The sequence below is a fragment of the Rhodococcus sp. 27YEA15 genome (assembly GCF_049739425.1).
GTDB lineage: Bacteria > Actinomycetota > Actinomycetes > Mycobacteriales > Mycobacteriaceae > Rhodococcus_F.
Window position 1 is genome coordinate 586,371 of the sequence record NZ_JBMHHW010000001.1, and the last position, 25,272, is coordinate 611,642.

At 64.7% G+C, this 25,272-nt stretch carries 23 protein-coding genes; 17 read left to right on the plus strand and 6 right to left on the minus strand.

Translation table 11 applies throughout. The features are described 5' to 3' along the window. Positions 1-2 precede the first annotated feature (2 nt). Positions 3-809: a TrmH family RNA methyltransferase gene (locus tag ABH922_RS02735; protein ID WP_424805467.1), complete on the plus strand. Its 807-nt coding sequence runs from the start codon at positions 3-5 to the stop codon at positions 807-809. Next, positions 806-1,066, plus strand: coding sequence for a DUF2537 domain-containing protein (locus tag ABH922_RS02740; protein WP_424805468.1), 261 nt, complete (start codon positions 806-808; stop codon positions 1,064-1,066). Before ABH922_RS02735 ends, ABH922_RS02740 begins: the two co-directional genes overlap by 4 nt. Before the next feature lie 9 nt (positions 1,067-1,075). Here the strand turns inward: ABH922_RS02740 and ABH922_RS02745 are convergent, their stop codons facing one another. The 4 genes from ABH922_RS02745 to ABH922_RS02760 form a co-directional block, all read right to left on the minus strand. Next, positions 1,076-1,924 carry a DUF6928 family protein gene (locus tag ABH922_RS02745; protein WP_424805469.1) on the minus strand — a complete coding sequence of 283 codons (849 nt, stop codon included), beginning with the start codon at positions 1,922-1,924 and terminating at the stop codon, positions 1,076-1,078. Positions 1,925-1,965: 41 nt separating this feature from the next. Beyond that, positions 1,966-2,871, minus strand: coding sequence for a septation protein SepH (gene sepH, locus ABH922_RS02750; protein WP_424805470.1), 906 nt, complete (start codon positions 2,869-2,871; stop codon positions 1,966-1,968). A 234-nt stretch (positions 2,872-3,105) separates the two neighbouring features. Further along, positions 3,106-4,227 carry a phosphoserine transaminase gene (gene serC / locus ABH922_RS02755; protein ID WP_424805471.1) on the minus strand — a complete coding sequence of 374 codons (1,122 nt, stop codon included), beginning with the start codon at positions 4,225-4,227 and terminating at the stop codon, positions 3,106-3,108. 119 nt (positions 4,228-4,346) lie between these two features. Beyond that, positions 4,347-5,474, minus strand: a complete 1,128-nt coding sequence (locus tag ABH922_RS02760) for a citrate synthase 2 (protein ID WP_424805472.1) — start codon at positions 5,472-5,474, stop codon at positions 4,347-4,349. Between the two features lie 240 nt (positions 5,475-5,714). Between ABH922_RS02760 and pdxH the strand changes: the two genes are divergently transcribed. The 10 genes from pdxH (at position 5,715) to ABH922_RS02810 (ending at position 17,408) form a co-directional block, all read left to right on the plus strand. After that, positions 5,715-6,425: a pyridoxamine 5'-phosphate oxidase gene (pdxH, locus tag ABH922_RS02765; RefSeq protein WP_424805473.1), complete on the plus strand. Its 711-nt coding sequence runs from the start codon at positions 5,715-5,717 to the stop codon at positions 6,423-6,425. Continuing rightward, positions 6,398-7,687: an MFS transporter gene (locus tag ABH922_RS02770; RefSeq protein ID WP_424805474.1), complete on the plus strand. Its 1,290-nt coding sequence runs from the start codon at positions 6,398-6,400 to the stop codon at positions 7,685-7,687. Before pdxH ends, ABH922_RS02770 begins: the two co-directional genes overlap by 28 nt. A 40-nt stretch (positions 7,688-7,727) precedes the next feature. After that, a complete protein-coding gene (locus ABH922_RS02775; protein ID WP_424805475.1) occupies positions 7,728-8,678 on the plus strand; it encodes an aldose 1-epimerase family protein in 951 nt (316 codons plus the stop codon). A gap of 367 nt (positions 8,679-9,045) precedes the next feature. Further along, a complete protein-coding gene (locus ABH922_RS02780; protein ID WP_424805476.1) occupies positions 9,046-10,344 on the plus strand; it encodes a citrate synthase in 1,299 nt (432 codons plus the stop codon). A 51-nt stretch (positions 10,345-10,395) separates the two neighbouring features. Next, entirely contained in the window at positions 10,396-10,758 is a 363-nt protein-coding gene (locus ABH922_RS02785) for an FKBP-type peptidyl-prolyl cis-trans isomerase (protein ID WP_424805477.1), read from the plus strand. Positions 10,759-11,098: 340 nt separating this feature from the next. Continuing rightward, positions 11,099-12,022, plus strand: coding sequence for a thiamine pyrophosphate-dependent dehydrogenase E1 component subunit alpha (locus ABH922_RS02790; protein WP_424809536.1), 924 nt, complete (start codon positions 11,099-11,101; stop codon positions 12,020-12,022). Between the two features lie 29 nt (positions 12,023-12,051). Next, on the plus strand, positions 12,052-13,083 hold the full coding sequence (locus tag ABH922_RS02795; RefSeq protein WP_424809537.1) for an alpha-ketoacid dehydrogenase subunit beta: 1,032 nt from the start codon (positions 12,052-12,054) through the stop codon (positions 13,081-13,083). A gap of 2 nt (positions 13,084-13,085) precedes the next feature. After that, the gene (locus ABH922_RS02800; protein WP_424805478.1) at positions 13,086-14,621 is read left to right on the plus strand and encodes a 2-oxo acid dehydrogenase subunit E2; all 1,536 of its coding nucleotides are present in this window, start codon (positions 13,086-13,088) and stop codon (positions 14,619-14,621) included. 6 nt (positions 14,622-14,627) lie between these two features. Next, entirely contained in the window at positions 14,628-16,028 is a 1,401-nt protein-coding gene (gene lpdA / locus ABH922_RS02805) for a dihydrolipoyl dehydrogenase (RefSeq protein WP_424805479.1), read from the plus strand. 96 nt (positions 16,029-16,124) lie between these two features. After that, entirely contained in the window at positions 16,125-17,408 is a 1,284-nt protein-coding gene (locus ABH922_RS02810) for a GAF domain-containing protein (protein ID WP_424805480.1), read from the plus strand. Positions 17,409-17,455: 47 nt separating this feature from the next. Here ABH922_RS02810 and ABH922_RS02815 read toward each other — a convergent pair whose 3' ends face one another. Further along, positions 17,456-18,652, minus strand: a complete 1,197-nt coding sequence (locus ABH922_RS02815) for a low temperature requirement protein A (protein ID WP_424805481.1) — start codon at positions 18,650-18,652, stop codon at positions 17,456-17,458. Between the two features lie 120 nt (positions 18,653-18,772). Here ABH922_RS02815 and ABH922_RS02820 point away from each other — a divergent pair, with 120 nt between their 5' ends. From ABH922_RS02820 to add, 5 genes are all read left to right on the plus strand, one after another. Then, the gene (locus tag ABH922_RS02820) at positions 18,773-19,543 is read left to right on the plus strand and encodes a response regulator transcription factor (RefSeq protein ID WP_424805482.1); all 771 of its coding nucleotides are present in this window, start codon (positions 18,773-18,775) and stop codon (positions 19,541-19,543) included. Positions 19,544-19,648: 105 nt separating this feature from the next. Further along, the gene (locus ABH922_RS02825; RefSeq protein WP_424805483.1) at positions 19,649-20,815 is read left to right on the plus strand and encodes an LLM class flavin-dependent oxidoreductase; all 1,167 of its coding nucleotides are present in this window, start codon (positions 19,649-19,651) and stop codon (positions 20,813-20,815) included. 38 nt (positions 20,816-20,853) lie between these two features. Next, positions 20,854-21,300, plus strand: coding sequence for a flavin reductase family protein (locus tag ABH922_RS02830; RefSeq protein WP_424809538.1), 447 nt, complete (start codon positions 20,854-20,856; stop codon positions 21,298-21,300). 14 nt (positions 21,301-21,314) lie between these two features. Then, positions 21,315-21,608 carry a hypothetical protein gene (locus ABH922_RS02835; RefSeq protein ID WP_424805484.1) on the plus strand — a complete coding sequence of 98 codons (294 nt, stop codon included), beginning with the start codon at positions 21,315-21,317 and terminating at the stop codon, positions 21,606-21,608. A gap of 119 nt (positions 21,609-21,727) precedes the next feature. Then, complete coding sequence (gene add / locus ABH922_RS02840; RefSeq protein ID WP_424805485.1) at positions 21,728-22,759, plus strand: adenosine deaminase; 1,032 nt, start codon at positions 21,728-21,730, stop codon at positions 22,757-22,759. 1 nt (position 22,760) lies between these two features. Here add and ABH922_RS02845 read toward each other — a convergent pair whose 3' ends face one another. Then, positions 22,761-25,205: a lysylphosphatidylglycerol synthase transmembrane domain-containing protein gene (locus ABH922_RS02845; protein WP_424805486.1), complete on the minus strand. Its 2,445-nt coding sequence runs from the start codon at positions 25,203-25,205 to the stop codon at positions 22,761-22,763. Positions 25,206-25,272: the final 67 nt, after the last annotated feature.

Genomic DNA, 25,272 nt, shown 5'->3' on the forward strand with positions numbered 1-25,272 from the left:
CAGTGGTTCACGTCATCGACATCTCAGATCCCTCCGATCCGCGGTTGGACGACTTCCGCGATCTCAACTCCTCCGACCGTCGCCCGGATCTACCGGAGGGCAAGGGATTGGTGATCGCCGAAGGAGTCTTCGTCACCCAGCGACTGCTGACGTCGAGGTTTGCGCCGATCAGTCTTCTGGGCGTCGAGCGCAGACTGCTCGAGTTGGCGGACGATCTCGAGCAGGTGGATGTTCCGTTCTACCGCACCAGCGCCGAAGTGATGGCCGAGGTCGTCGGATTCCACCTCAACCGCGGGGTTCTTGCCGCCGCGTCGAGGCCGCAGCCACTGGCCGTCTCGGAGGTGCTCCGCACGGCCACCACCGTCGCTGTGCTCGAGGGCGTCAACGATCACGAAAACCTGGGCTCGATGTTTCGCAACGCCGCGGGTCTGGGAGTGGATGCGATCCTGTTCGGCAAGGGCTGCGCCGATCCGTTGTACCGCAGGTCGGTCCGGGTGTCGATGGGACACGTACTGCGGGTTCCGTTCGCGCACGTCGCCAAGTGGCCTCATGATCTGGAAGAATTGCGGGGCAATGGTTTTCAACTGATATCACTGACACCGAACCCTGAGGCGGTAACCCTCGCCGAGGCGATGACAGGCGACAAGGTGGCGTTGTTACTCGGTGCCGAGGGCCCAGGGCTGACCGAACATGCCATGCGGGCCACCGACATTCGAGCCAAGATTCCGATGGCGCCAGGAACGGACTCGCTCAATGTCGCGACAGCCGCGGCCATGGCCTTCTACGAGAGAGTGAGAACTCGGCAGTGAAGGCAGCGCAGACTCCGTGGTTCACCGGTATCGCCGTATCCGTCTTCGCCGCGATGTTGTCGACCAGCGCCGTGGCAGTGTTCTGCGTCGGCCTCGGCAATGTCAGTGTGGTGCTGGCGATCATCGTCAATCTCATCGCCGTCGCGGGTCTCGCTCCGACGTTGTGGCGATGGCGCGCGATACCGGTGTGGCGGTGGGTTCTCTACGGCGCGGTTGCGGGTATCCCGTTGGGCTGGCTCGCCGCAATCGCAGCCTGAGCGACGGTCCTACTTCAAACCGAAGTAACGTGCCAGACGCCCACGCCTGCGCGGTGGGTTCCCGTCTGCTGCGGGCGGTGCGCTCCCGTCTGCTGCGTGCGGTGCGCTTTCACCTGCGGTGGGCGGTAAGTGAACTTCCCGAGGCGGATCGGGTCGGGGTGTCGAGTCGGGTGTGGCCGCCGGCACGGGTTCGGGTTCGACTGGCACAGATTTCGGGCCTTCGCCCGCACGATGAATCTTGAACCCCCACAACAGGATTTGTGTGGTATCGAGCTCATTTCGTCGGGATCGGCCGGTGTAGCGGAAGCCCAGCCAATCCAGATTGGCGGCTTCGGCGAATTGCTGGGGATGGAAGGGAAGCGACTGCGGGTCCGGGAGGACGCCGGGGGGATAGCGCAGGGGATGCCGACTGGCCCAGTACGGCAATTCCCACGTCTGTGGAATTCCGGTGTCCTCGACGATATCCACCGGTGTGGCAGCGAAAGCTCGCCGTAGTTCACCGTTCTCCCAGAATCCGAACGAGCCCTGCGCAGTCTCGGGTATCGACGTGACGAACATCGTGGTTCGCGAGCCGCGACAGCCGAGCCAGGATGGTGGCACCGTCGACGGCAGGAACGTACTCAATTCGCTGCTGCACACCACGTGGATACCGTCGTACGCGCCGATGAAGACATATCCGGGTTGAACCGTCGCCGCGATGGACAGCGGATGCGGCCCGAGCGACTCGAACTCTTTGTCCGGATACAGGTTTGCGGCAAGATCGTGTGCCGCGTTCTGATCGGGCTGGGGGTAGCGGCTGAGTGCTTCACGAGGATCGGCGACGTCGACGAACCAAATCGTCGATACCCGTGCAGCCACCAATTGCTCCCTGCTTTCCGTGCCGGCTCGACAAATCGAAGTCAGCGACCGCTGCTACGCACACCCAACAACACATCGTCCCAGGACGGAAGCGCGGGCCTGCCACGCTTGGCCTTCGGTGCAGTGGGCGGGCTCGGCGGCTCGCTCGTCGGTTCGTGGTCCGCGGTGTCATCCGAGACCGGGGCCGGTAGGTCCTCGATCGCCGAATCCTGCTCCACGGGCTCGACGACTGCGCTGTCGGATTCGACCACGTCGTCGTCGAACCCCTCGAATGCGTCAGGGGGGATGATCTCGGTCTCGTGACGCGAGAACTCCACTTGCTCCGTCTTGTCGGACGGCACCGGAGCCAGGCCACGGAGCGGACGTCCGAAGTCCGGATCGATCAAGTCGAACGCCGTGTCGTCGAGGGCAACGATGGTTCCACCGTGTGCATCGGGTTGGTAACGCCAGTGCGCGGCGTTGGTGGTGCGGCCGGCCTGCCACTGCAACTGCGCTACCCAGTGATTGTCCTCGTCCCGCCAGGCATCCCAGGACGCGTCGTCGATGGAGTGCCCGCGAGCCCGGAACGCGTGGGTGACGATCTCGGACAAGGTGGGGATGGTGGGCCCGTTGTCACGGAGTGGGTGGCCACCCTGAGCCATTTCCGCAGCTCGAGAGCGCTCTAGGAGAACGGGATATGCGTAGCGCTCCACTTTGTGCACCGGAATCTTGGCTTCTTCGGCGACCTGCTCGACCGAAGCGCCTGCTCGGATGCGGGCCTGGATCTCACGCGGCCGGAGCCGGCTTTCCATCTCGATCTCGATCTGGCCCAGCCTGGCAGCGTCACCGCGCGAGGCTGCGCGAAGCTTGTCGTCGGCAGGTAGCCGGAACTTCTCGCCTGTCTGACTATCGGCGCACACCACATGCGATCCGTCGGGTTCAAGTCCGATCACTCGAAGCTCTCGCACATTGACCTCCCTCTCGCACTGCCTGGTCTCAGGCTCTCGTTACTGCCTGGCCTCCGGCGACTACACGCCGCACTCAACTGTAATTCATTCGTGATCAAGCCCCTGGCAGGACACGCAGGACGGACTGGTTGCAGGTGGCGCCGGTGTGGTAGTTCTCCGGCGTACTTGCAGGCCGGATACGACAACACGCCCGGCGCCGACTGTGTGTCGGGGCCGGGCGCGTCGTGGGGGTGCTCAACCCAGCTGGGAGACGACCCAGTCGATGCTCTTGGTCAGAGCGGTGACGTCTTCGGGATCGATGGCCGGGAACATACCGACACGCAACTGGTTGCGGCCCAGCTTGCGGTACGGCTCGGTGTCGACGATTCCGTTGGCGCGCAGGATCTTCGCCACCTCGGCGGCGTCGACGTCGTCGTTGAAGTCGATGGTGCCGACCACCTGGGAACGGTGCGCCGGATCAGCGACGAACGGGGTGGCGAACTCGCTGGCCTCGGCCCAGTCGTACAGGCGCGACGACGAGTCCGCGGTGCGGGACGTTGCCCAGTCCAGACCGCCGTTGCTGTTGAGCCACTCGATCTGGTTCGCGAAGAGCAGCAGGGTGGCCAGCGCGGGGGTGTTGTACGTCTGGTCCTTGGAGCTGTTGTCCACGGCGATGGGCAGCGACAGGAAGTCCGGGGTCCAGCGTCCCGAATCCTTGATCTCGGCGACGCGCTCGAGAGCGGCCGGGCTCATCAGCGCGATCCACAGTCCGCCGTCGGCGGCGAAGCACTTCTGCGGCGCGAAGTAGTAGATGTCGCTGTCGGCGACGTCGACCGGGAGTCCGCCTGCGCCCGAAGTGGCGTCGATGGCGATCAGGGCGTTCTCCGAGCCGGCCGGACGCGAGACGGGGATCGCGACACCGGTGGAGGTCTCGTTGTGGGCCCATCCGATGAGGTCGACGGACGGATCCGAAACCGGTACCGGTGCACTGCCCGGCTCCGCCGAGACGACGATCGGGTCGCCGATGAAGGGGTTGGCCTTGGCGACGGAGGCGAACTTGGAGCTGAACTCGCCGTTGGTCAGGTGTAGCGACTTCTCGCGGATCAGACCGAACGCGGCCGCATCCCAGAACGCGGTGGTGCCGCCGTTGCCGAGGACTACCTCGTAGCCCTCGGGCAGCGAGAACAGGTCGGCCAGTCCGGAGCGGATACCTGCAACGACGTTCTTGACCGGCTTCTGGCGGTGGCTGGTGCCGAACACCGACGCGCCGACCTCGACCAGGGACTGCAACTGCTCGGTACGAACCTTGGAAGGACCGCAGCCGAATCGACCGTCAACGGGCTTGAGGTCGGCGGGGATGATCGGTGTGGAGGTCATCGCTTCTTTCTGTTCCTTCAGTGTGTGTTCGGTACAGCGGGTTAGGTACGGCGAGTTCACTACGGCGGGGTGGTGCCGTGGTCGGACTCAGCCGTGGTCGGACTCAGTCGTGGTCGGACTCAGCCGTGGGTGATCTGGTCCCAGCCCTCGACGGACTCCGGGGTGCGAGGTTCGGGGCCGGTGTAGATCGCGGCCGGACGAACCAGCTTACCGAGGCGCTTCTGCTCGAGGATGTGTGCACACCAGCCGGCGGTGCGGCCACAGGTGAACATGGCGGGCATCATGTGCGCGGGAACCTCGGCGAAGTCGAGGATGACAGCCGCCCAGAACTCGACGTTCGTCTCGATCGCACGGTCCGGACGACGCTCACGCAGTTCGGTGAGTGCGGCCTGCTCGAGTGCTGCCGCAGCTTCGTAGCGGGGAGCGTTGAGACGCTTGGCCGTGGCACGGAGCACGCGGGCGCGGGGATCTTCCGCGCGGTAGACACGGTGTCCGAAGCCCATCAGCTTCTCTTTGCGATCGAGGATCCCCTTGACCAGTGCGCGGGCGTCGCCGGTGCGCTCGGTCTCTTCGATCATCGGGAGAACGCGTGCCGGAGCGCCGCCGTGCAGTGGGCCGGACATCGCGCCGATCGCGCCGGACAGGGACGCTGCGACGTCGGCGCCGGTGGAGGCGATGACGCGGGCGGTGAAGGTGGAGGCGTTCATGCCGTGCTCGGCGGCGGACACCCAGTAGGCGTCGATCGCCTCGACGTGGGCCGGGTCCGGCTCGCCCTTCCAGCGCACCATGAAGCGTTCGGTGACGGTCTTGGACTCGTCGATGCGTGCTTGCGGGACAGCGGGCTGGTAGATGCCACGTGCGGATTGCGCGACGTAGGACAGTGCCATGACCGAGGCGCGGGCGAGCTGGTCGCGGGCCGTGGCGTCGTCGATGTCGAGTAGCGGCTGGTATCCCCAGATGGGAGCCAGCATTGCCAGACCGGCCTGGACGTCGACACGGACGTCACCGGTGTGGATGGGGAGGGGGAAGGGCTCGGCCGGCGGGAGACCCGGGCCGAAGCGGCCGTCGACGAGCAGTGCCCAGACGTTGCCGAAGGTGACCTTCTGGCCGACCAGGTCTTCGATGTCGACACCGCGGTAGCGCAGTGCGCCGCCGTCCTTGTCGGGTTCGGCGATATCGCTGGTGAAGGCCACTACGCCTTCGAGTCCGCTGACGAAATCGTCCGGTATTGCTGCGCTCGCTGCCATTCTTGTGGACTCTCCTCGTTCGAGTGCGCCCGGTCAGAGTCGCACTGCCTCAGCCTTCGGTGATTGCGCAGTGTGCCTGCGGGATGAGCACGCACACTCGGTCGGTCACACGCAATCCTCCCGATCCAGACGCGGTCGCGAATACGGCCGGCTATGAGGAATCGGGTCTAGCCACGGCAAACTTTAGCGCGTGTCCTACAAGAACCACCCGGTGAGTACCCGGGAGTAGCGTTCTCGGCTGTGTCGAACGAATGTCAGGACTCGCAGGCGGAGGGCAGCGGATTGGCGGCGATGCGGGTGAGTTATCCGCCATCGGGTGGAGAATCCGGGTCGACGCCCCGGGGTGCCGTCGAACTGGAACGCGCTCACCTCGATCAGGGCTGGTTACCTCTGCTGCGGTCGTGGCTGCGCGACGCCGTCGACGAGAACGTGCCGGAGCCGAACGCCATGACGTTGTCGACCGTCGACGAGAACGGGAATCCGACGTCGCGGATGGTCCTGTGCAAGGGCTTGTCCGAGGAGGGGGTGGTGTTCTTCACCAACTACCACTCGGACAAGGCGCGTCAGCTCGACGCGCATCCGTACGCCTCGGCCAATTTCACGTGGTTGGCGCCGGCTCGGCAGGTCATCATCCGTGGGGCTACCGAACACGTGAGTGATCAAGTGACACTGGACTACTGGCGGACCCGTCCGCGTGGCTCGCAGCTGGGGGCGTGGGCGTCGATCCAGTCGCAGTCGATCGACTCGCGGGCCGCGCTCGACGATCAGTTACGTTCCGTGGCAGCGAAATTCGAGGGAATAGACGATATTCCCGTACCGCCCCACTGGGGTGGGATAGTGATCAGACCGGACTCCGTGGAGTTCTGGCAGGGGAGAGCAGACCGAATGCACAACCGAATTCGTACGACCCGGCGGGGCGACACATGGTCCGTCGTCCGACTTCAGCCGTGAAGCGGATTCTCGCGGACACGACTCCGCTCGAGAATCCTGACTACCGCCGGCTGTGGGTCGCGGGCATCGTCACCGTGATCGGTGCCCAGCTCAGTGTGGTTGCCGTTCCGCAGCAGGTGTACGAGATCACCGGCAGTTCGGCTTACGTCGGCCTGACCGGGATCTTCGGGCTCGTTCCGCTGATCGGTTTCGGGTTGTGGGGCGGCGCGCTCGCCGACGTGATGGACCGGCGCAGGCTGCTGTTGATCACCTCGATCGGTCTGGGCGTCACGTCGTTGCTGTTCTGGATCCAGGCGGCGCTGGGGGTGAACAACGTGTGGCTGGTGCTGGGCTTGTTCTCCGTGCAGCAGGCGTTCTTCGCGGTCAACCAGCCCACGCGGGCCGCGATCATCCCGCGGCTCATTCCCGGACCGCAGCTGCCCGCGGCGAATTCGCTGAACATGACGGTGGTGCAGTTCGGTGCGATCGCCGGGCCGCTTCTCGCCGGTGTGCTGATCCCGTCGGTCGGATTGTCGCTGCTGTATCTACTCGACACGATCTTCTTGCTGGCGACGTTGTGGGCGGTGTGGATGCTTCCGCCGATACCGCCGACGGGGACGGCGCGGCGCGCGGGGCTCGGTGAGGTACTCGGGGGCTTCACCTACCTCGCCAAGCACAAGGTGCTGCTCGCGTCGTTCGTCGTCGACATCATCGCCATGGTGTTCGGAATGTCGCGGGCACTGTTCCCCGAGATCGCGCACGAGTCGTTCGGCGATCCCGCTTCCGGCGGATTCGCGCTCGGATTGCTCTTTGCCGCGATGTCGGTGGGTGCGGTTCTCGGTGGTGTGTTCTCCGGTTGGTTACCGCGCGTGCAGTACCAGGGTCGGGCGATCATCGTCTGCATCGTTCTGTGGGGACTGGCAATGGTCGGATTCGGGACTGTGGTGTACTTCGCCGCCCCGGGTTCCGCTGCGGTGTTCTTGTGGGCGGCGGTGGCGTTTTTGGCATTCGGTGGTGCGGTGGACATGGTGTCCGCAGCGTTCCGAAGCACGATGCTTCAGCAGGTGGCCACCGACGACATGCGTGGCCGGTTGCAGGGTGTGTTCATCGTCGTCGTGGCGGGCGGTCCGCGTATCGGCGACGTGCTGCACGGCCTCGCCGCATACATGGTGGGGACCGGTGTCGCGGCTGCGGGCGGCGGCGCCCTGGTCGTCGTCGGTGTTGCGGTGTCCGTGCTCGCCTTCCCGACATTCGCTCGCTACCGGGTGGGACGCGCCGCGTAACCTCCTGCGCTGCGAGGTGTTCGTGGTGGAAACTGGACCGATGACTTCGCCGCACAGCACGGGTAGGGGAGGGTTCGAGATCCGCGCCGGCGGCTATCGCGCCGAGATCGCTGCGGCCGGGGCCGGGCTGCGGCTACTCGACTACCACGGGTCCACCGGTCGGCGGGCGCTGACCGAGACGTGGGATCTGGGTTCCAAGCCGCCTCTGTCAGCCGGGTTGGTGTTGGCGCCCTGGCCCAACCGCATTCGGGACGGAAGGTTCTTCTTCGACGGGATCGAGCATCAACTCGAGATCACGGAACCGGCGTTCGGCAATGCCAGCCACGGTTTCGTCCGGCGCCGGAATTGGGACCTCGTGGAGCACACCTACGAACGAGTCGAGTTGTCGGTGGACGTCGGTCTGCACAAGGGCTGGCCGTATCCGCTTCAGTTGACCACCCGTTATGCGGTCGACGACGCCGGACTCACGGTGACCCACACGGCTACCAACAACGGGGGAATCCCCGCGCCCTTCGGGTTGGGGATGCACACATTCGTTCGGGCCGGGGATTTTCCGCTCGACGAGTGCGCGCTGCACCTCGCGGCCGGAACACGGCTCGACATCGACCCGGAGCGGATGCTGCCCAGCGGTTCGTCGCGGACGGTGGAGGGAACCGAGTTCGATTTCCGGACGCCGCGTCTGCTGGCGGGAGTGCAGTTGGACACGCCGTACAGCGCCCTCGCCGTCGACGTGGACGGCACCGGCCGTACGCAGCACGAGTTACTCGCCCCGGACGGGACGGGGACGGCGTTGTGGACGTCGCGAGAGTTCGCCTGGATCCAGGCCTTCGTGGCGGACCCGGCCAACGGCAAGGGCTATCCGGATCGCGGCCGCGCGTTGGCCCTCGAACCGATGACCTGCCCTCCCGACGCGTTCAACTCCGGTATCGACGTGTTGGTCCTGGACCCGGGACGAACATGGTCGGCCAGTTGGGGTATCCGTGCACTCTGAAATCGCCGTCCCATATTTTGGGAACTTGTAACGCTTTTGCCGCCGGGTCCGATCAACTCGAATTTTCCGATCCGGCTGATCGGAAATGATGCTCGGGGGTGGCAGCTGTCCACGGGATGCGACGAGGTAGATGATCGCTGCGCAGGTCAGGAAGGTTGCAGGCGGCAAACGCGAGCTGAGAAACCACCGCCGCACCGCCGCGGAACTCGACCACACTGCCAGGTGTGAGCGGTCGGCTCGTCCGATTCGAGACCCGCGGAAAATCGCGATTGATGGACCCCTCCCTGGGCAGTCCCAGTTCGGTACGACTAGTTTCTAATTGATCGAATGTAGTTACTCGTTGGTTCGAGCTTGAGAGGGATCCTTCGTGCCCGCTGACAATGACACAAAGCCCACGCTCACCTATCCCGGTGGTGAGTTCCCGATGTCCATTGCCAAGGCAACTGAGGGCAACGACGGCATCGAACTGGGAAAGCTACTTGCAACAACGGGGTACACCACCCTTGACCCCGGTTTCGTCAACACCGCGTCGACCAGTTCCGCAATCACCTACATCGACGGCGACAAGGGGATCCTCCGTTACCGGGGGTACCCCATCGAGCAGCTGGCCGGACAGTCGACGTTCATCGAGGTCAGCTATCTGCTGATCTACGGCGAACTACCCACCGACGTCCAGCTCGAGGCATTCACGGATCGCATCCGTCGCCACACCCTGCTGCACGAGGACCTCAAGCGGTTCTTCGACGGCTTCCCGCGTAACGCGCACCCCATGCCGGTCTTGTCCTCGGCAGTGAACGCGCTGTCCGCGTACTACCAGGATTCACTCGATCCGGACGATCCGGAGCAGGTGGAACTGTCCACCACTCGACTGCTCGCGAAGCTGCCCACCATTGCGGCCTATGCGTACAAGAAGTCCGTCGGGCAGCCGTTCCTGTACCCGGACAACTCGCTGAGCCTGGTCGAGAACTTCATGCGGATGACGTTCGGCTTCCCGGCGGAGCCGTACGAGGGTGACCCGGAGATCGTCAAGGCCCTCGACATGCTGCTCATCCTGCATGCCGATCACGAGCAGAATTGTTCCACGTCGACGGTGCGCATGGTCGGCTCCTCGGACGCGAACCTGTTCACCTCCGTCTCGGCCGGCATCAACGCACTCTGGGGCCCGCTGCACGGCGGCGCCAACCAGGCCGTGCTCGAGATGCTCGACGAGATCAAGGCCAGCGGCAGCACTGCCGCCGAGTTCGTCCGCAAGGTCAAGAACAAGGAAGACGGCGTGAAGCTCATGGGCTTCGGGCACCGCGTCTACCGTAACTACGACCCGCGTGCGGCGCTCGTTCGCGAAACCGCGCACAAGATCCTCGCCAAGCTCGGCGGCGACGACGAACTGCTCGAGATCGCCATGCAGCTCGAAGAAGCAGCCCTCACCGACGACTACTTCATCGAGCGCAAGCTGTACCCGAACGTCGACTTCTACACCGGTCTCATCTACCGTGCGATGGGCTTCCCGCCGCGGATGTTCACCGTGCTGTTCGCCATGGGCCGGCTGCCCGGCTGGATCGCGCACTGGCGCGAGATGCACGAGGATCCGGCCACGAAGATCGGCCGCCCGCGCCAGATCTACACCGGGTACACCGAGCGTGACTACCGGGACCTGTCGTCTCGCTAGTTGCTTCATCAAGGCCGAGAACATTTTTCATCCCTCGACGAGGAGGACCCCATGAGTAGCAAGCCCGTCATCGAATTCCAGGAAGGCCCCGCGCCGACCGATCTGGTCATCAAGGATCTGGTTGTCGGCGAAGGTGCCGAGGCAGTGCCAGGAGGCACCGTCGACGTGCACTACGTCGGTGTCGAGTTCGAGTCCGGAGAAGAGTTCGACTCCTCCTGGAGTCGCGGTGAATCCATCCAGTTCCCCCTCCGCGGCCTGATCAAGGGCTGGCAGGACGGTATCCCGGGCATGAAGGTCGGCGGACGTCGTCAGCTGACCATCCCGCCGGAGTCGGCATACGGTCCCGCCGGTGCAGGCCACCAGCTTTCCGGCAAGACCCTGGTGTTCGTGATCGATTTGTTGGGCGCCAAGTAGTTCACCGTACGCCTATGTCCACCCTGCAAGGGTGACCGATGCGCACAGCAGTAGGGCCCCGCACCGTCAGGTGCGGGGCCCTCGTCGTCGGCGCACTACGCGGAACACGCGCTCGAATGTCAACAGCTGCAACCCTTCGCAACTTCCGGCAACCCTACGCAACTCTTTCTCTCCACCCGTGACGTACACGACACTGCATGGTGACGAGTGATCGAGAAACAGGAGTGTGACGGTGGTTCAACGGACGGCGCAGAAGCCGACGACGTCAGGATCGAAAAAGGCTGGGGCCAAGCCGCATTCCGGGCTGAGTCGGGATGCTTTGCTGAAGGCGTACGAGAAGATGTCTCGTATCCGCGCCTTCGAGGACCGGCTCCACGAGGAGAATGCCACCGGCGACATTCCCGGTTTCATTCACCTCTATTCAGGTCAGGAAGCTATCGCGGTCGGTGTGTGCGAGAACCTGTCCGACACCGACTACATCGGGTCGACGCACCGCGGGCACGGGCACTGCATCGCCAAGGGCTGCGATCTCAACGCCATGATGGCCGAGATCTTCGGCAAGGACGACGGATTGTGTCGCGGCAAGGGCGGTTCGATGCATATCGCCGACCTCTCCGTGGGCATGTTGGGTGCCAACGCGATCGTGGGCGGCGCACCGTCGCTGGCGATCGGCGCAGCCCTGAGCGGGAAGACGCTGGGCAACGGTGTCATAGCGGCGTCGTTCACCGGAGACGGCGGCTCCAATCAGGGCACCGTGTTCGAGGCCATGAACATGGCTGTGGTGCTTGATCTTCCGATCGTATTCGTGATCGAGAACAACGGCTTCGGTGAGGCCACCGGAACCGATTACGCGGTGGGTGCTCCGGATATCGCGGCCCGCGCCGCGTCCTTCGGGATGCCGGCCGTGAAGGTGGACGGCACCGATTTCTTCGCCGTCTACGACGTGATGGCGGAGGCGTCCGAGCGTGCCCGTTCCGGTGGTGGTCCGACCACGATCGAGGCCGCGGCTTTCCGCTGGCACGGCCACTTCGAGGGCGACGCGCAGCTCTACCGCACGGCTGAACAGGTTGCCGTACTACGTGATACGAAGGACCCGCTGAAGAACTTCCGAGCGGCAGTCGACGCGGACAAGGTCAGTGCTGCGGATCTGGACGCGGTGGACGAGCAGTCACGGGAATTGGTGGACGAGGCGGTCCGCCTGGCGCGGGCCGCGTCGTACCCGCCCGTGGAAAACCTGCTGACCGACGTCTACGTGTCGTACTGAGGAGTTTGACGATGACCACAGTTCAAGAAATCGCAGTGTCGAAGAAGACCTACCGTGAGGCCGTCAAAGAGGCCATCGCGCAGGAGATGCAACGTGATCCGGCCGTCGTGTTGATCGGTGAGGACGTGCGTGGCGGACATGCAGGCACCAACCCCGATCTGGAGACGAAGAAGATCGAGGCGTTCGGTGGCGTTCTGGGTGTCACCAAGGGCTTGTGGACGGAATTCGGTTCCGAACGAGTCATCGACACCCCGATCACAGAGTCGGCGATCGTCGGTATGGCTGCCGGTGCGGCGCTGACCGGCCTGCGTCCGGTGGCGGAGTTGATGTTCATGGACTTCTTCGGAGTCTCGTACGACGCGCTGTACAACCAGGCCGCGAAGTTCCGCTACATGTTCGGTGGCAAGGCCCGCACACCGTTGGTGGTGCGCGGCATGATCGGCGCCGGGTTCTCGGCTGCTGCTCAGCACTCGCAGTCCCCGTACAACGTGTTCGCTGCGGTTCCGGGCTTGAAGGTGGTGGCGCCGTCCAATGCCTACGACGCCAAAGGTCTTCTCATCCAGGCGATCCGGGATGACGATCCGGTGGTGTTCTGTGAGCACAAGGTGCTCTACGACGTCAAGGGTGAGGTTCCGGACGCGCCGTACGCCATTCCGTTCGGGGTGGCCAACTACACCCGTCAGGGTGACGACGTCACGATCATCGCGCTGTCCGCGATGGTGAACCGCGCCAATGATGTGGCGGACAAGCTTGCCGCCGAGGGTATTTCGGTGGAGGTTGTCGACCCGCGCACCGTGTCTCCGCTCGACGAGGACGGCATCCTCGAGTCCGTCGCCTCCACCGGGCGCGTGGTCATCGTGGACGAGTCCGCGGCGCGCTGCGGTTTCGGTCACGACGTGGCAGCATTGATCGCCACCAAGGGATTCAACTACCTGAAGGCGCCGATCGAGCTGATCACGCCGCCACACACCCCGGTTCCGTTCTCGCCGTCCCTCGAGACGGCATGGCTTCCCGACGTCGCTCGCATCGAAGAGTCGGTTCGCAAGCTGGTGAAGGCCTGATCATGGCTGACATCAAAGCAATCGACATCCCCAAGTGGGGTCTGTCCATGGAGGAGGGACTGGTCAACGCGTGGCTGATCGAGGAGGGGGAGTCCTTCACCAAGGGTCAGCTGATCTGCGAGATCGAGACCAGCAAGATCACCAACGAGTTGGAAGCCCCCTTCGACGGGGTCCTGCGCAAGATCGTCGCGACAGCTGGTGAGACTCTTCCGGTCGGTGCGATCATCGGTGTCTGTGCCGATGCGTCGGTCTCCGACGACGAGGTCGAGGCGTTCGTCTCGGCTCGCGGCGGTGTGAGCGCAGCTGCGGAACCTGCCGCAGCGGCGGCTCCTACCCCGGCAGCGACGTCACCGGCGACTCCTGCCCCGACTACGGCTGCCCCCAAGACAGCGAAGCCGGCCGCACCCCAGGCGGTTCCCGCCGGATCCACGGTGGTCCCGGCATCGCTGCTCGGAACCACCAGAGCCGAGGACGTCTTCGCGAGCCCGCGTGCCTTGCGCCGCGCCGACACCCTCGGTATCGACCTCGCGGCCGTCACCGGTACCGGCCCACTCGGCCGCGTCAGCGTCCGTGACATCGACGACGCCATTCGCGGCGCCGGCGGCAGCGTCGCTCCGGTCGTGGCTGCCACCAGGTCCGGTCTTCCGTTGCGGTCCACGGCGGACGACAGCGCTGTTCCGGCCACCCCGGTGGCTCGGCGGACGGCACGGAACCTGGGCGTCAATCTGCACGACTGCCGTCCCACCGGGTCACGCGGTCGTGTCTGCGTCGCGGACGTGGAGGCCGCAGCTCGCGCTGCACGATTGGTGTCCGAGGTACGCCCGGACGGTGCCGCCGAGACTGTCGAACCGGAGTTCGAGGTAGTACCGTTCACCCCGATGCGTTCGGCGATCGCCGGGCGACTGCAGGCGTCGAAGCAGCAGGCCCCGCACTTCCGGTTGTCGACCGACCTCGAACTCGATGCGCTGCTCACGCTCCGCAAGGAGATCAACGACAGCGTTGCGGCCGTGAAGCTGTCGGTCAACGATTTCATCGTGAAGGCGTGCGCTGCCGCGCTGATCAAGGTGCCGGACGTCAACGTGCAGTTCGATGCCGAGAACGAGGCCGTTCATCGATTCGCGTCGGCGGACGTGTCGGTGGCGGTAGCCCTGCCGACCGGACTGATCACACCGATCGTTCGGAGCGCGGACACCAAGTCCTTGGCCGCGATCTCTTCCGAGGTACATGCTCTGGCCACGAAGGCGAAGGCGGGCAAGCTGAAGCCGGACGAGTTCCAGGGTGGCACGTTCACCGTCTCCAACCTGGGGATGTACGGGGTCAAGGACTTCGATGCGATCATCAACCCGCCGCAGGGTGCGATCCTCGCCGTAGGGGCAGGGGAGAGGCGACCGGTCGTGGTCGGCGACACCCTCGAGATTCGCACCGTGATGACGGTGACGCTCTCGTGCGATCACCGGGTCATCGACGGTGCTCTGGGTGCGACGTTCTTGCAGGAACTGCGACGATTTGTCGCCAACCCCGCACTGATGTTGGTGTAAGGGGCTGTGGTGGATAACAATTCGTCTGGCAAGTACGACCTGTTGGTGATCGGTGGTGGCCCCGGCGGTTACGTGGCCGCGATCCGAGGCGCGCAACTCGGTCTGCGGGTGGCACTGGTGGAGCGCGATGCTCTGGGCGGCATCTGCCTCAACTGGGGATGCATCCCCACCAAGGCCATGTTGCACGGCGCTGACGTCGCACACACCCTCGGTGAACTCGACAAGTACGGGTTCTCTTCGGCTTCGGTCGAATTCGACATCACCAAGCTGGTGGAGTTCAGCCGCGGAGTCTCGGCGCGGTTGTCCGGCGGAATCGGCTATCTCATGAAGAAGAACGGTGTCGAGGTGATCGAGGGCACCGCGACGCTGGTGGACAAGGGGGTGGTGGCCGTCGGTTCGGACGAGTACCGGGCCGATCACGTCATCATCGCCACGGGTGCGCGACCGCGCTCGATCCCCGGGGTCACACCGGACGGTGACCGGGTGTGGACGTATTTCGACGCCCTGGTGCCGAAGGAACTTCCCGCCTCGCTGCTGGTGATCGGTTCGGGAGCAATCGGTGTCGAATTCGCCAGCCTGTACCGCGATCTCGGTACGGAGGTGACGATCGTGGAGGCGGCGCCGCGCGTCATGCCGGTCGAGGACGACGAGGTTTCCGGTTTCGTGCGCAAGCAGTTCGAGAAGCGTGGAATCACGATTCACACGGCTGCAACGGTGTCCGAAGTGAAAGTCGGTGCGGACTCGGTGACGGTGACCGTCACCGAATCGACCGGGAACGCACACCAGGTCACCGTCGATCGGGTGCTGGTTGCGGCCGGAATCACCGGGAACATCGAGGGGTTGGGCCTCGAGGAGTTGGGAATCGAGACGGCTCGCGGTGCGATCGTGACCGATCAGTGGTGCCGGACGTCTGCGTTCGGGATCTACGCGATCGGCGATGTCGCGGGTGCGCCGTGCCTGGCGCACAAGGCAAGTCACGAGGCGGTCCTGTGCGTGGAGAAGCTGGCCGGAGTCGACGGCGTGCATCCGCTCGATCGTGACTACGTACCGGGCTGCACGTATGCCCGGCCGCAGGTGGCCAGTCTGGGGTTGACCGAGAAAGAGGCGACAGCGACCGGCCGCAGGCTCCGCGTCGGGCACTTCGATCTGCAAGCCAGCGGGAAAGCTCTGGCGATCGGTGCGGCCGAAGGATTCGTCAAGACCATTTTCGACGACGACACCGGCGAACTGCTCGGCGCACACATGGTCGGGCCGGATGTCACCGAGCAGATCCAGGGGTTCGGTATCGCCCGATCTCTCGAAGCAACCGGCGACGATCTCGCCGCGGTCGTGTTCGCCCACCCGACGCTCTCGGAAGCGATGCACGAGTCGGTGCTCTCCGCGTTGGGGCGACCCCTCAACGCCTGAGCGCACCGGGCAGGCGTGGACGCACCTCCGCACGTCCACGCCTGCAACCGGGTGCAACCCTCGCGCGGGGGCGATAGATCACCTAAGACTGGAAGTGTGATCGGCACAACGTATCGACCTGAACCGGCTCTGAGCAGTGGCGAAGACCCGGTGCGCTATGCCCGGGTACTGGAATCGGTGTACGACGCGACGATGTCCGGGCGAAAACCACCGGCCCGGCCGCGGTCGGTCATCGCCAACTCATGGTCGCGACTGCGAGAGCTGGGCGTGGACCCGGATCGGTGTGCCGTGACCTCGACGGTGCGCAGCTCGGATCTTGAGGAGAGCAGACGTGAAGCAGGGATGTCGGAGATCTTGGCGGAAGCGCTCCACGGTCTGGCGCCGATCGTCGGGCCGGGCGACGCCAATCTGGTCGTGCTCGCCGATCGGTGCGGCCGGATCCTGTGGCGTCGGGGGCCGCGGCGCATGCTCGACCGCGCCGAACGGCTCGGCATGGTCGAGGGTGCGCTGTGGACCGAAGAGTCCGTGGGAACCAACGGGATCGGCACCGCCTTGGCCGCCGGTGTCGCGGTGCAGGTGTTCTCGGCAGAGCACTATTCTCGTTCCCAGCATCCGTGGACGTGCTCGGGTGCCATGGTTCGTGATCCGCGGAGCCGACGCCCGCTGGCCGTGATCAACGTCGCCGGTGCCGCCGATACCGTTCATCCGTCCACTCTCGCGTTGGTCGACGGTGTGGCCAGACTCGCGGAAGCTGCTTTACGGGAACAACATCGAAAGGATGTCGACCGTCTCCGGATGATTTCGGCACCGGTGCTGGCGCGAGCGGACGGACCGGCGCTCGTGGCGGATCGAGACGGGTGGGTGGCTGCCGTGGAATCGATGGCTCCGACGTATCGCGTCGGTCTGCCCACGTCGATGAGCGGCGGCGAGCATTGGCTGCCGGGTCTGGGATCGTGTGTGTGCGAACCGTTGCCCGGCGGTTGGTTGATTCGTCCGCGCACCCCGCGGGATTCGGAGTCCGAGTGCGCAGACGTCGAATTGGACCTTCGCGACGAGCGGTCGATGACACTGCGATACTCGGCGGAGGTGGGCCGATGGCGCGTGGATCTGAGTTTGCGGCATGCCGAGATTCTGTTCGCACTTGCCGAGCGCTCCGGTGGGCTGAGCGCGGCACAGCTGGCGTCCGCACTGTTCGCAGATCCTAGTAAGACAGTCACGGTGCGGGCCGAGATGTCGCGTCTGCGTCGCCGGTTGTCCGGTGTGTTGGACACTCAGCCTTACCGTTTCGCGGAATCGGTCCGGGTGACGGTTCTTCGTCCGAACGTGCGCGAGAAGTTCCTCCCGTCGTCGCAGGCCCCGTTGATCCTCGCGTGTCGGTGATCGTTGCGTGTCGTTGATATTCGGGTGCCGCTGATCCGGTCTGTGGATCAGACCGTCGTACGTCGCCGGCGACGCACCCGGACGTACTCGTAGCCGTTCTGCCAGGCGACGGTGGCGACCAGTGCCCAGATGATCCACGTCGCGCTCAGGTGTGAGCCCACGACCCCCATGACCAGGGGTACCGCTGTGCACGGTAGCGCCCAGCCGAGTACCCAGATCTTGTCGGCCCGCGCGAAGAGTCCGGCGATCAGACTGATGCCGAAATACGCTGTCATGCTTCCGCACAGGAGCCATCGCAGGTAGTCCGGGGTGTGCTCGGCCCCGTGTTCGGTGGCCGCGCCCAGCCCGGCCACCAGGACGGCGATGGAACCGGTGGTGAAGCAGTGCAATGCCATGTCGATGCGGGCCGGGAACACCTCGGACGTCAGGTGCGGGACTCCGGCGTGACCGTAGATCAACGACAGTGACCACATGGCTGCGAGGAGCACGAACGCACCGACGGCGAGGCTGACCACGGTGCTGTCCCAGGTCAGTTCCGATGCTGCGGAGATGACGAGGATGACGCCTTCCCCGAGAACGATGATGACGTACAGTCCCAGTCGCTCGGCGAGGTGCGCCCGATCGGAGTGCAGCGCTTCGAATTCGGGGACATGGCCACCGTGAGTACCCCGAAACCGGACGACGCGGTCGAGTTTGTCCTTCGCGTTGTCGAGGATCGCGGAGCCGGACACGACGAACATGATGAGCAGGTCGATGGCCACGCCTGCCGTCCACAACCAGAAGCGGGTGTCACCGTCGAACCAGAACGACACGATCCAGGGGAGCACGCCCAACGACATCTGCGCGATCGGCCAGTCGACCACTATCTGACCGTTCTGCCAGACCCGGCCGGCGAGAAGTCGAACAGCGACGTAGGCGACGGAGAACGCGAGGGCATGGTTCTCGTGGATGCCTGCCACGGCCGCCATCATCACGGCCAGTCCGAACATCGCGATCAGCATGCTCGGGATGCGCACCCGGTCGCCGGCGATGTTGCCGTACATCGTGAAGGTGGCCCACGCCGTCCAGAACGCAAGGTAGAGCAATGCGTACAAGCCGAGGTCTGCCGGCGACGGCGACCCGTGCAGCAGGTGGGCGAGTTGTCCGATTCCGGCGACGACGACGAGGTCGAAGAACAATTCGATCCACGACGCGTGGCGGTCGAGGACGGTCTTCTCCGGGGCTGCGGTCAGTGGTTCCGACATGGACGTCAGTATCGGGCATGGTCGTCGGCGGTGCAGCCGACAGCCTGAGGCGACGCACCGCCGGGACGAGGCCCTATGCTGGCCGCAGTGATCTGAATCATAGTTTGGGGTGTGATGGTGATGAGCGCCAAAGGTACGGTGACGCTGTCCGTGGCGGATTACGACCGTGTGTTCGCGATTCTCGACCACTGTGCGCGGGCGAGTTCGCTCGACGAGCTCAAGCTTTTGCTGATGGATGCACTGCACGAGCGATTTCGCTGTCCGAACACGACTTTCCTGTCCGGTCCGACATTCACGACCGCGTTTGCCGACCCCGATCCGATCACGACCGGTCGGATCACCCCTCTGATGGACGAGTACCAGGCGCGTTGGTACACCGACGACGTTTTCGTGACGGCCACGGCCCGGTCCACGTTGATGGTGACACCGGCGATACGCCACACCCAGTTGGCGGGTGTCCCGCCGGCGTCGGCTACGTATCTGAAGGAATTCCTGTACCGACGGCAGCTGCTCAGCGCATCCGTCATGCATCTGCACCTGGCGCACGATGCGCATGCCGTCGTCGGTCTGTTCGACTCGGAAGGCAAAGAGCTGTCCGAGCACGATCTGGGTGGATTGGCGATTCTGGGTAGGCAACTGTCGTTGTTGTGTCAGACCTTGCCGGGGCAGCGGATGCCGGGCTGGCGGGAAAAGCTCACTCCTCGGCAGATCGATCTTGCGGAACTGCTTGCAGACGGGCACACCAACGACGAGATCGCGGTGATCCTCTCGCTCAGCCCGGACACGGTCAAGAAGTACGTCAGCCGAATACTCGCGGCGGTACACGTTCGAAATCGGGCGGAATTCGTGAAGTTGGTCTACGAGCACAAGCTGGCCGATCGCAGCGTCTGAGCAGCTCGAATGTTTGTCCACTTTCGTGCACTGTGACCGCGGTCACGGTGAAGATAGCGTTCTCTCAGCAGGTCAGACGTTGGCCACCGGCACTAGGGAGAACTAATGAGCAGGCTTCGCTTCGGGTATTTCATGGCACCGTTCCACGTCCCCGGTCGCAACCCCACGGCCGCACTTCAGCGTGATCTCGAACTGGTCGAGCACCTCGATCGGCTCGGCTACGACGAAGCGTGGTTCGGCGAACATCACTCGGCAGGCAGTGAGATCATCGCGTCCCCCGAAATCATGATCGCCGCGGCATCCCAGCGCGCCCCGCGTATCCGATTCGGTACGGGAGTGACTTCGCTGTCTTATCACAACCCGTTGTGGGCGGCAGACCGGATCATGCAGCTCGATCACCTCACACACGGCCGGACCATCTTCGGCGTCGGGCCCGGATCTCTTCCCACCGACTCCGCCATGATCGGTCTCAACCCGACCGATACCCGAGAGTTGTTGCAGGAGAACCTCGACATCGTCGTTCGGCTCCTACGCGGTGAGACCGTTTCGGCGAAGACCCGCAGCCACGAACTGCACGACGCGAAACTGCAGCTGGCCCCCTACTCGGAGAACGGCATCGACATCACCGTCGCCGCCGTGGCGTCGCCGACCGGGCCGCGACTGGCCGGAACTCACGGAGTCGGTCTGCTCTCGATCGGTGCCACGTTGTCCGCCGACGGTTTCGACGCGCTGGCGCACCACTGGAATGTCATGGAAGAGCGGGCCGAGGCGCACGGCAAGACCGTCGACCGGCGCAACTGGTCGCTCGCAGGACCGTTCCACATCGCCGAAACCGAAGCGGAAGCGCGTAAGCAGGTCGAATACGGCATCGAGGAATGGTTCGAGTACTTCCAGCATGTCGCCGCCTTCCCGCAGATGGCGGTGTCCGGCGCCCGGCTGAACGAGATGATCGACTTCATCAACGAGGCCGGAATCGGTGTCATCGGGACACCGGAGCAGGCACGCAAGCAGGTACAGCGGCTGTGGGATCAGTCGGGTGGATTCGGTTGCATGCTGCAGATGGGTCACGACTGGGCGAACCCGCAGGACACCAAACGGTCGGCAGAGTTGTTCGCGCAGGAAGTCTTCCCCCATTTCCAAGGTCAGGCGCAGCCCCTCCTGGACGCGGCAGCACGCGCCCGTGCGGTCCGGACGGGTCATGCGAAGGCCCAGCTCGACGCCGTCGATCACATGACCAAGAAGTACGAGAAGGAACTGGCTGCCAAGGCGTGAACGACGTGAACGAAGCCGCCAGGAGATTTCGCGAGGCCATGGCACACGTGTGTTCCCCGGTTGCCGTCATCACGGCGATGGACGGCGACCGGCCGCACGGAACGACGGTGAGCGCATTCATGTCGCTGTCGATGGATCCGCCGCTGGCTTTGATCGCCTTGGACCGCGGCTCGGAGGTGCTCGCTCTGATCGAGGGGAGCGGGAAATTCGCGATCAACGTACTCGCCGCCGAGGACGGGCCGCTGGCGATGACATTCGCGAAGAAGGGCCGGGACAAGTTCGGCGGGGTGGGCTGGCAACAGCACAGTGGTGTTCCCCGTCTCGACGGCGCGCCGATCTGGATTGCCTGCGCGGTAGATTCCGTGGCGGACGGCGGCGACCACAAGATCGTGACCGGTGCCGTGGTGGATGTCGATCACCGCGAATCGGGTCCGCTCACGTATCACCGCCGACTCTTCGGCACGCATCTGCCGTCGACGGTCTAACGGATTGAGAGACAGTGATGTTCGTACTGGTGAACGGTGACTCGGTCACTTTGGAGGAGGTCGAGGACCTGAAGAGACTGCACGTCGAGCTCCGCACGCCGGCAACGGATGCCGAACTCGGTGAGCTGTTGCAGGCCAACGGGTTCGGCTACGCCGACGAGAGAGGTTTCTTCGTCGACCTGGCTCGCATCCGGGCCCGGTCGACAGACCTCGAGGGCGTCGAGAAGATGGTCGACTACGCCCGCGGCAAAGGCTGGCTCAGCGCGGACGGGACAGCTCTCGAAGCCCACGTCGAACGACGGTACTGACGCCTGACCAGGCACGTGTGCGGCGTCACGTCGTCGTGGACAGCCACCGGCCGGCAACCGGCCGGTGGCGCCCGCCGCGTAAATTGGGGTCGTTGTTCACCCCACTCAGGAGTTTCGTCTTGTCTGATCTTGTCGCGTTCGCTCATGCCCTGCCGAAGGCCGAACTGCATCTGCACCTCGAGGGCACCCTCGAACCGGAGCTGAAGTTCGAGCTGGCCCGCCGCAACGGCATCACCTTGCCGGAGTCCAGCGTCGACGAGGTGATCGCGAGCTACAACTTCACCGACCTGACCAGCTTCCTGGCGATCTACTATCCGGCGATGCGTGTTCTGCTCACGCCGGACGACTTCCGTGACCTCGCCTACGACTACCTGAAGAAGGCGAGCGAGCAGGGCACCAGACACGCCGAGATGTTCTTCGACCCGCAGGCGCATACCTCGCGTGGTGTTCCGTTCGCCGACGTGATCACCGGCTACCGTCGCGGCATCGTCGACGCGGCCCGCGACTTCGGGATTCACGGTGATCTCATCCTGTGTATTTTGCGCGACTTCTCCGCGGAGTTCGCGATGGCCACCCTGATGGAGGCACTGCCCTACCGCGACTGGATCATCGGTCTCGGACTCGACTCCGACGAACGTGGTAACCCGCCGGAGAAGTTCGCCGAGGTGTTCGCCCGCGCCCGCCGCGAAGGCTTCCTGCTCACGATGCACTGTGACATCGATCAGGAGGGTGCCATCGACAACATCCGTGAGGTACTGACCGGCATCAACGTCGACCGTATCGACCACGGCACCAACATCGTCGAGGACCCGGAGCTGGTCGCGCTCGCCGTCGAACGTGGCATCGGTTTCACCACCTGCCCCGTCTCGAACTCGTTCGTCACCGAGCAGATGAAGGCCGACGAGATCGTCGCGCTGCTCGCCGCGGGCGCGAAGGTCACCGTCAACTCCGACGACCCGGCGTACTTCCGTGGTTACGTCGCCGACAACTACGTTGCCCTCGCCGAGCAGGCCGGCCTGGGCATCGACGAGCTGACACAGTTGGCGCGCAACTCTTTCGAGGTGTCCTGGCTCAGCAACTCGCGACGTGACGCGTTCCTGGCCGAGCTGGACGAATTTGTCGCAACCTGGAAGGCCGAGCACCCGGCGTGAGTCAGACCATGTCTCGTTTCTGCAGCCACCGCAGTGTGGGCCAGCCGCAGAACACCGGTAGCCAGCACGTCAACACGCGATAGAGCAGCACCGACGGCACCGCGATGCTCGCGGGCAGACCGAAGGCCGTCAAGCCGCCGATCAGTGCAGCCTCGACTGCTCCCACCCCACCCGGGGTGGGAGCGGCCGACGCCAAGGTTCCGCCGATCATGGTCACGATGGTGACGGTGACGAAAGTTGTTCCGCCACCGAATGCCTCGATGCTCGCCCACAATGCCAGTGCCGCGCCGAGAGTGGTAGCGGCACTGCCGCCGAAGATGATCAGGAAGCGCGTGGGATTGCGTGCCAGCTGGCTCAATTCGCCCATCACCTCGGTGATCTGGGGCCGTAGATCGTCGCGGAGCCAACGCCGCAGTTTCGGTATGAACATGAAGGCACCCAGCACCCCGAGCGCCACACCACCGATCAGGTACAGCACGGTGGATCCGGGAATGAAGTGCGACAGGTTGGTGTCGCGGCCGGCGACGAGCGAGAAGAAGAGCAACAGGCCGACATGGGTGACCACCTGCACGGTCTGCTGCAATGCCACAGCGGCAGTTGCCCGAACGGTGCCGAGCCCGCCTTTTTGCAAGAACCGTACGGAGAGGGCAAGTCCGCCCACTCCGGCCGGGGTGGTGGTGGCAGCAAAGGTGTTGGCCACCTGCATGATCAGTAGATTCCGGTAGCTGACCATCGACGAGGCGCACGCCCACAGCGCGGCTGCGGCACCGACGTACGTCAGTGCCGACACCCCGAGACCGAGGAGCGCCCACCACCAGTTGGCGGTGTTGAGTTCGGTGACGAACGTGGGCACCTGACTGATGAACGGGTACGCCACGTAGACGAGACCGATCAGCAGGACCAGCTGAATGATCTGATTGCGGCTGAACCTGGTGACTTGCGCAGGTGCGATCTTCTCGATGCCGTTCTCGGCGCCGACGGCGTCCCGGAGTTCCTTCATCAACGTCGTGGATTCGGGGATCGCGCGCCGCATACGCGCGGGCATCGCCGCCGTGGTCAAACGGCCGGATGCGGCGAGGATGGTGTCTGCGCCCTGGATGCGGATCGACGCACTGACGGCGGCGTCGACCCCGAAGAGATGGGCAGTGGTCAGAAGCAGTTGGGCGGTATCGGATTGCAATTGGACATGAGTGGCTCCGAATTCGGAGTAGGCGTAGCCGCCGAACAGGATGTGCCCGGACTCCACCCGGATCTCGGACGGCCGTAGATCTCCGTGGGCCATTTGATGGACGTGCGCGGTGTGCAGGGTCTGCCAGAGTGTGTCGACCAGTGTGTCGTCGCTCTCGCTCTCGCTACCGTCCGGGTGTTCTCGGCCGATGCGCTCGGCCTCGGCGGCCTTGGCAATCGGGACACCGCGCGGGCTCTGATGGGCGTACATCTCCCAGCCGCGGTCGAGCACCGAGATGGCGACGGCCTTGGCACTGGCCAGCCCGATGTCGGCGAAGGCGATGCCCATCAGGGCGCGGTGCTCGACGGCCCGCCGAAGTGAACCGTGCGGTGGCGGTGTCTCACGGTTTCGAAACGAGATCCATCGCAGCGTCTGGCGGATCGCGCCGCTGCTGCGCTGGTTCTGCCCGTACAGTTCGACCAACAGTTCCGGGTACGGCTCGTCGGCGGGGGATGCCCCGATGGTCGCCGAGAGCACCAGCGGGCCGATTCCCGACGGATTGACCACCCGGAACGAGGTGACCTGGTAGCCGCGTCTGGCGAGCACTCGAACCGTCGAATCCAGCGGGACTTCCAAGGCCGGGGTGCCGACGGCGAGGACGATGATCGCACCGATCAGGTATCCCACTGCCAGACCGAGCATCGACCGGGCCGGAACGATGGCGCTGACGATCAGATGTATCGGCGCGAACAACAGCAGAAGCGTCCACCAGGCCCGTCGCCACTTCGGTGCCAGCCACGGACCGGCGACAGTGAGCACCGCTGCGAGCATGGCGATCCAGCGAGGGTCGTCGAGAAATTGGGAGAGGAACGTCGCGTCGAGTCGCTCGGGGACGTCGAGATGCCACTTCGGGGCGGACAGACCCGACCCGGTGAACGACAATGCGATCCCGGCGGCGAGTCCGGCGGCCGCGTACCCGGCCAGCAGCTTCCAGCGTCGCCCGACGACCAGTGCGATGAGGATCGCGAACGGCAGTGCGAGGATCGCGACGCCGTACACCAGGTACACCGAATCGGACAGGCTCGGGGACAGCACACCCACGATGTTCGAGACCGAGGTTTCGAGTGCATCCCATTGACTGCGAGTGATCAAGGAGCCCGCGATCACCGCGCCCAACAGCACTGCGGCAACAGCTACCCGCACGATGTCGCTGGTTCGGCGCTGCAGCGGGGGCAGCAGACTTCCCGTTACCGGGATGTCCCGTCCGTCAACGCGCATGTCACCTGAACTCTCGTCTCACGGGCACTTCGGCCGTCTCGGTTGCCTCGATCAAGGTACCGCGTGG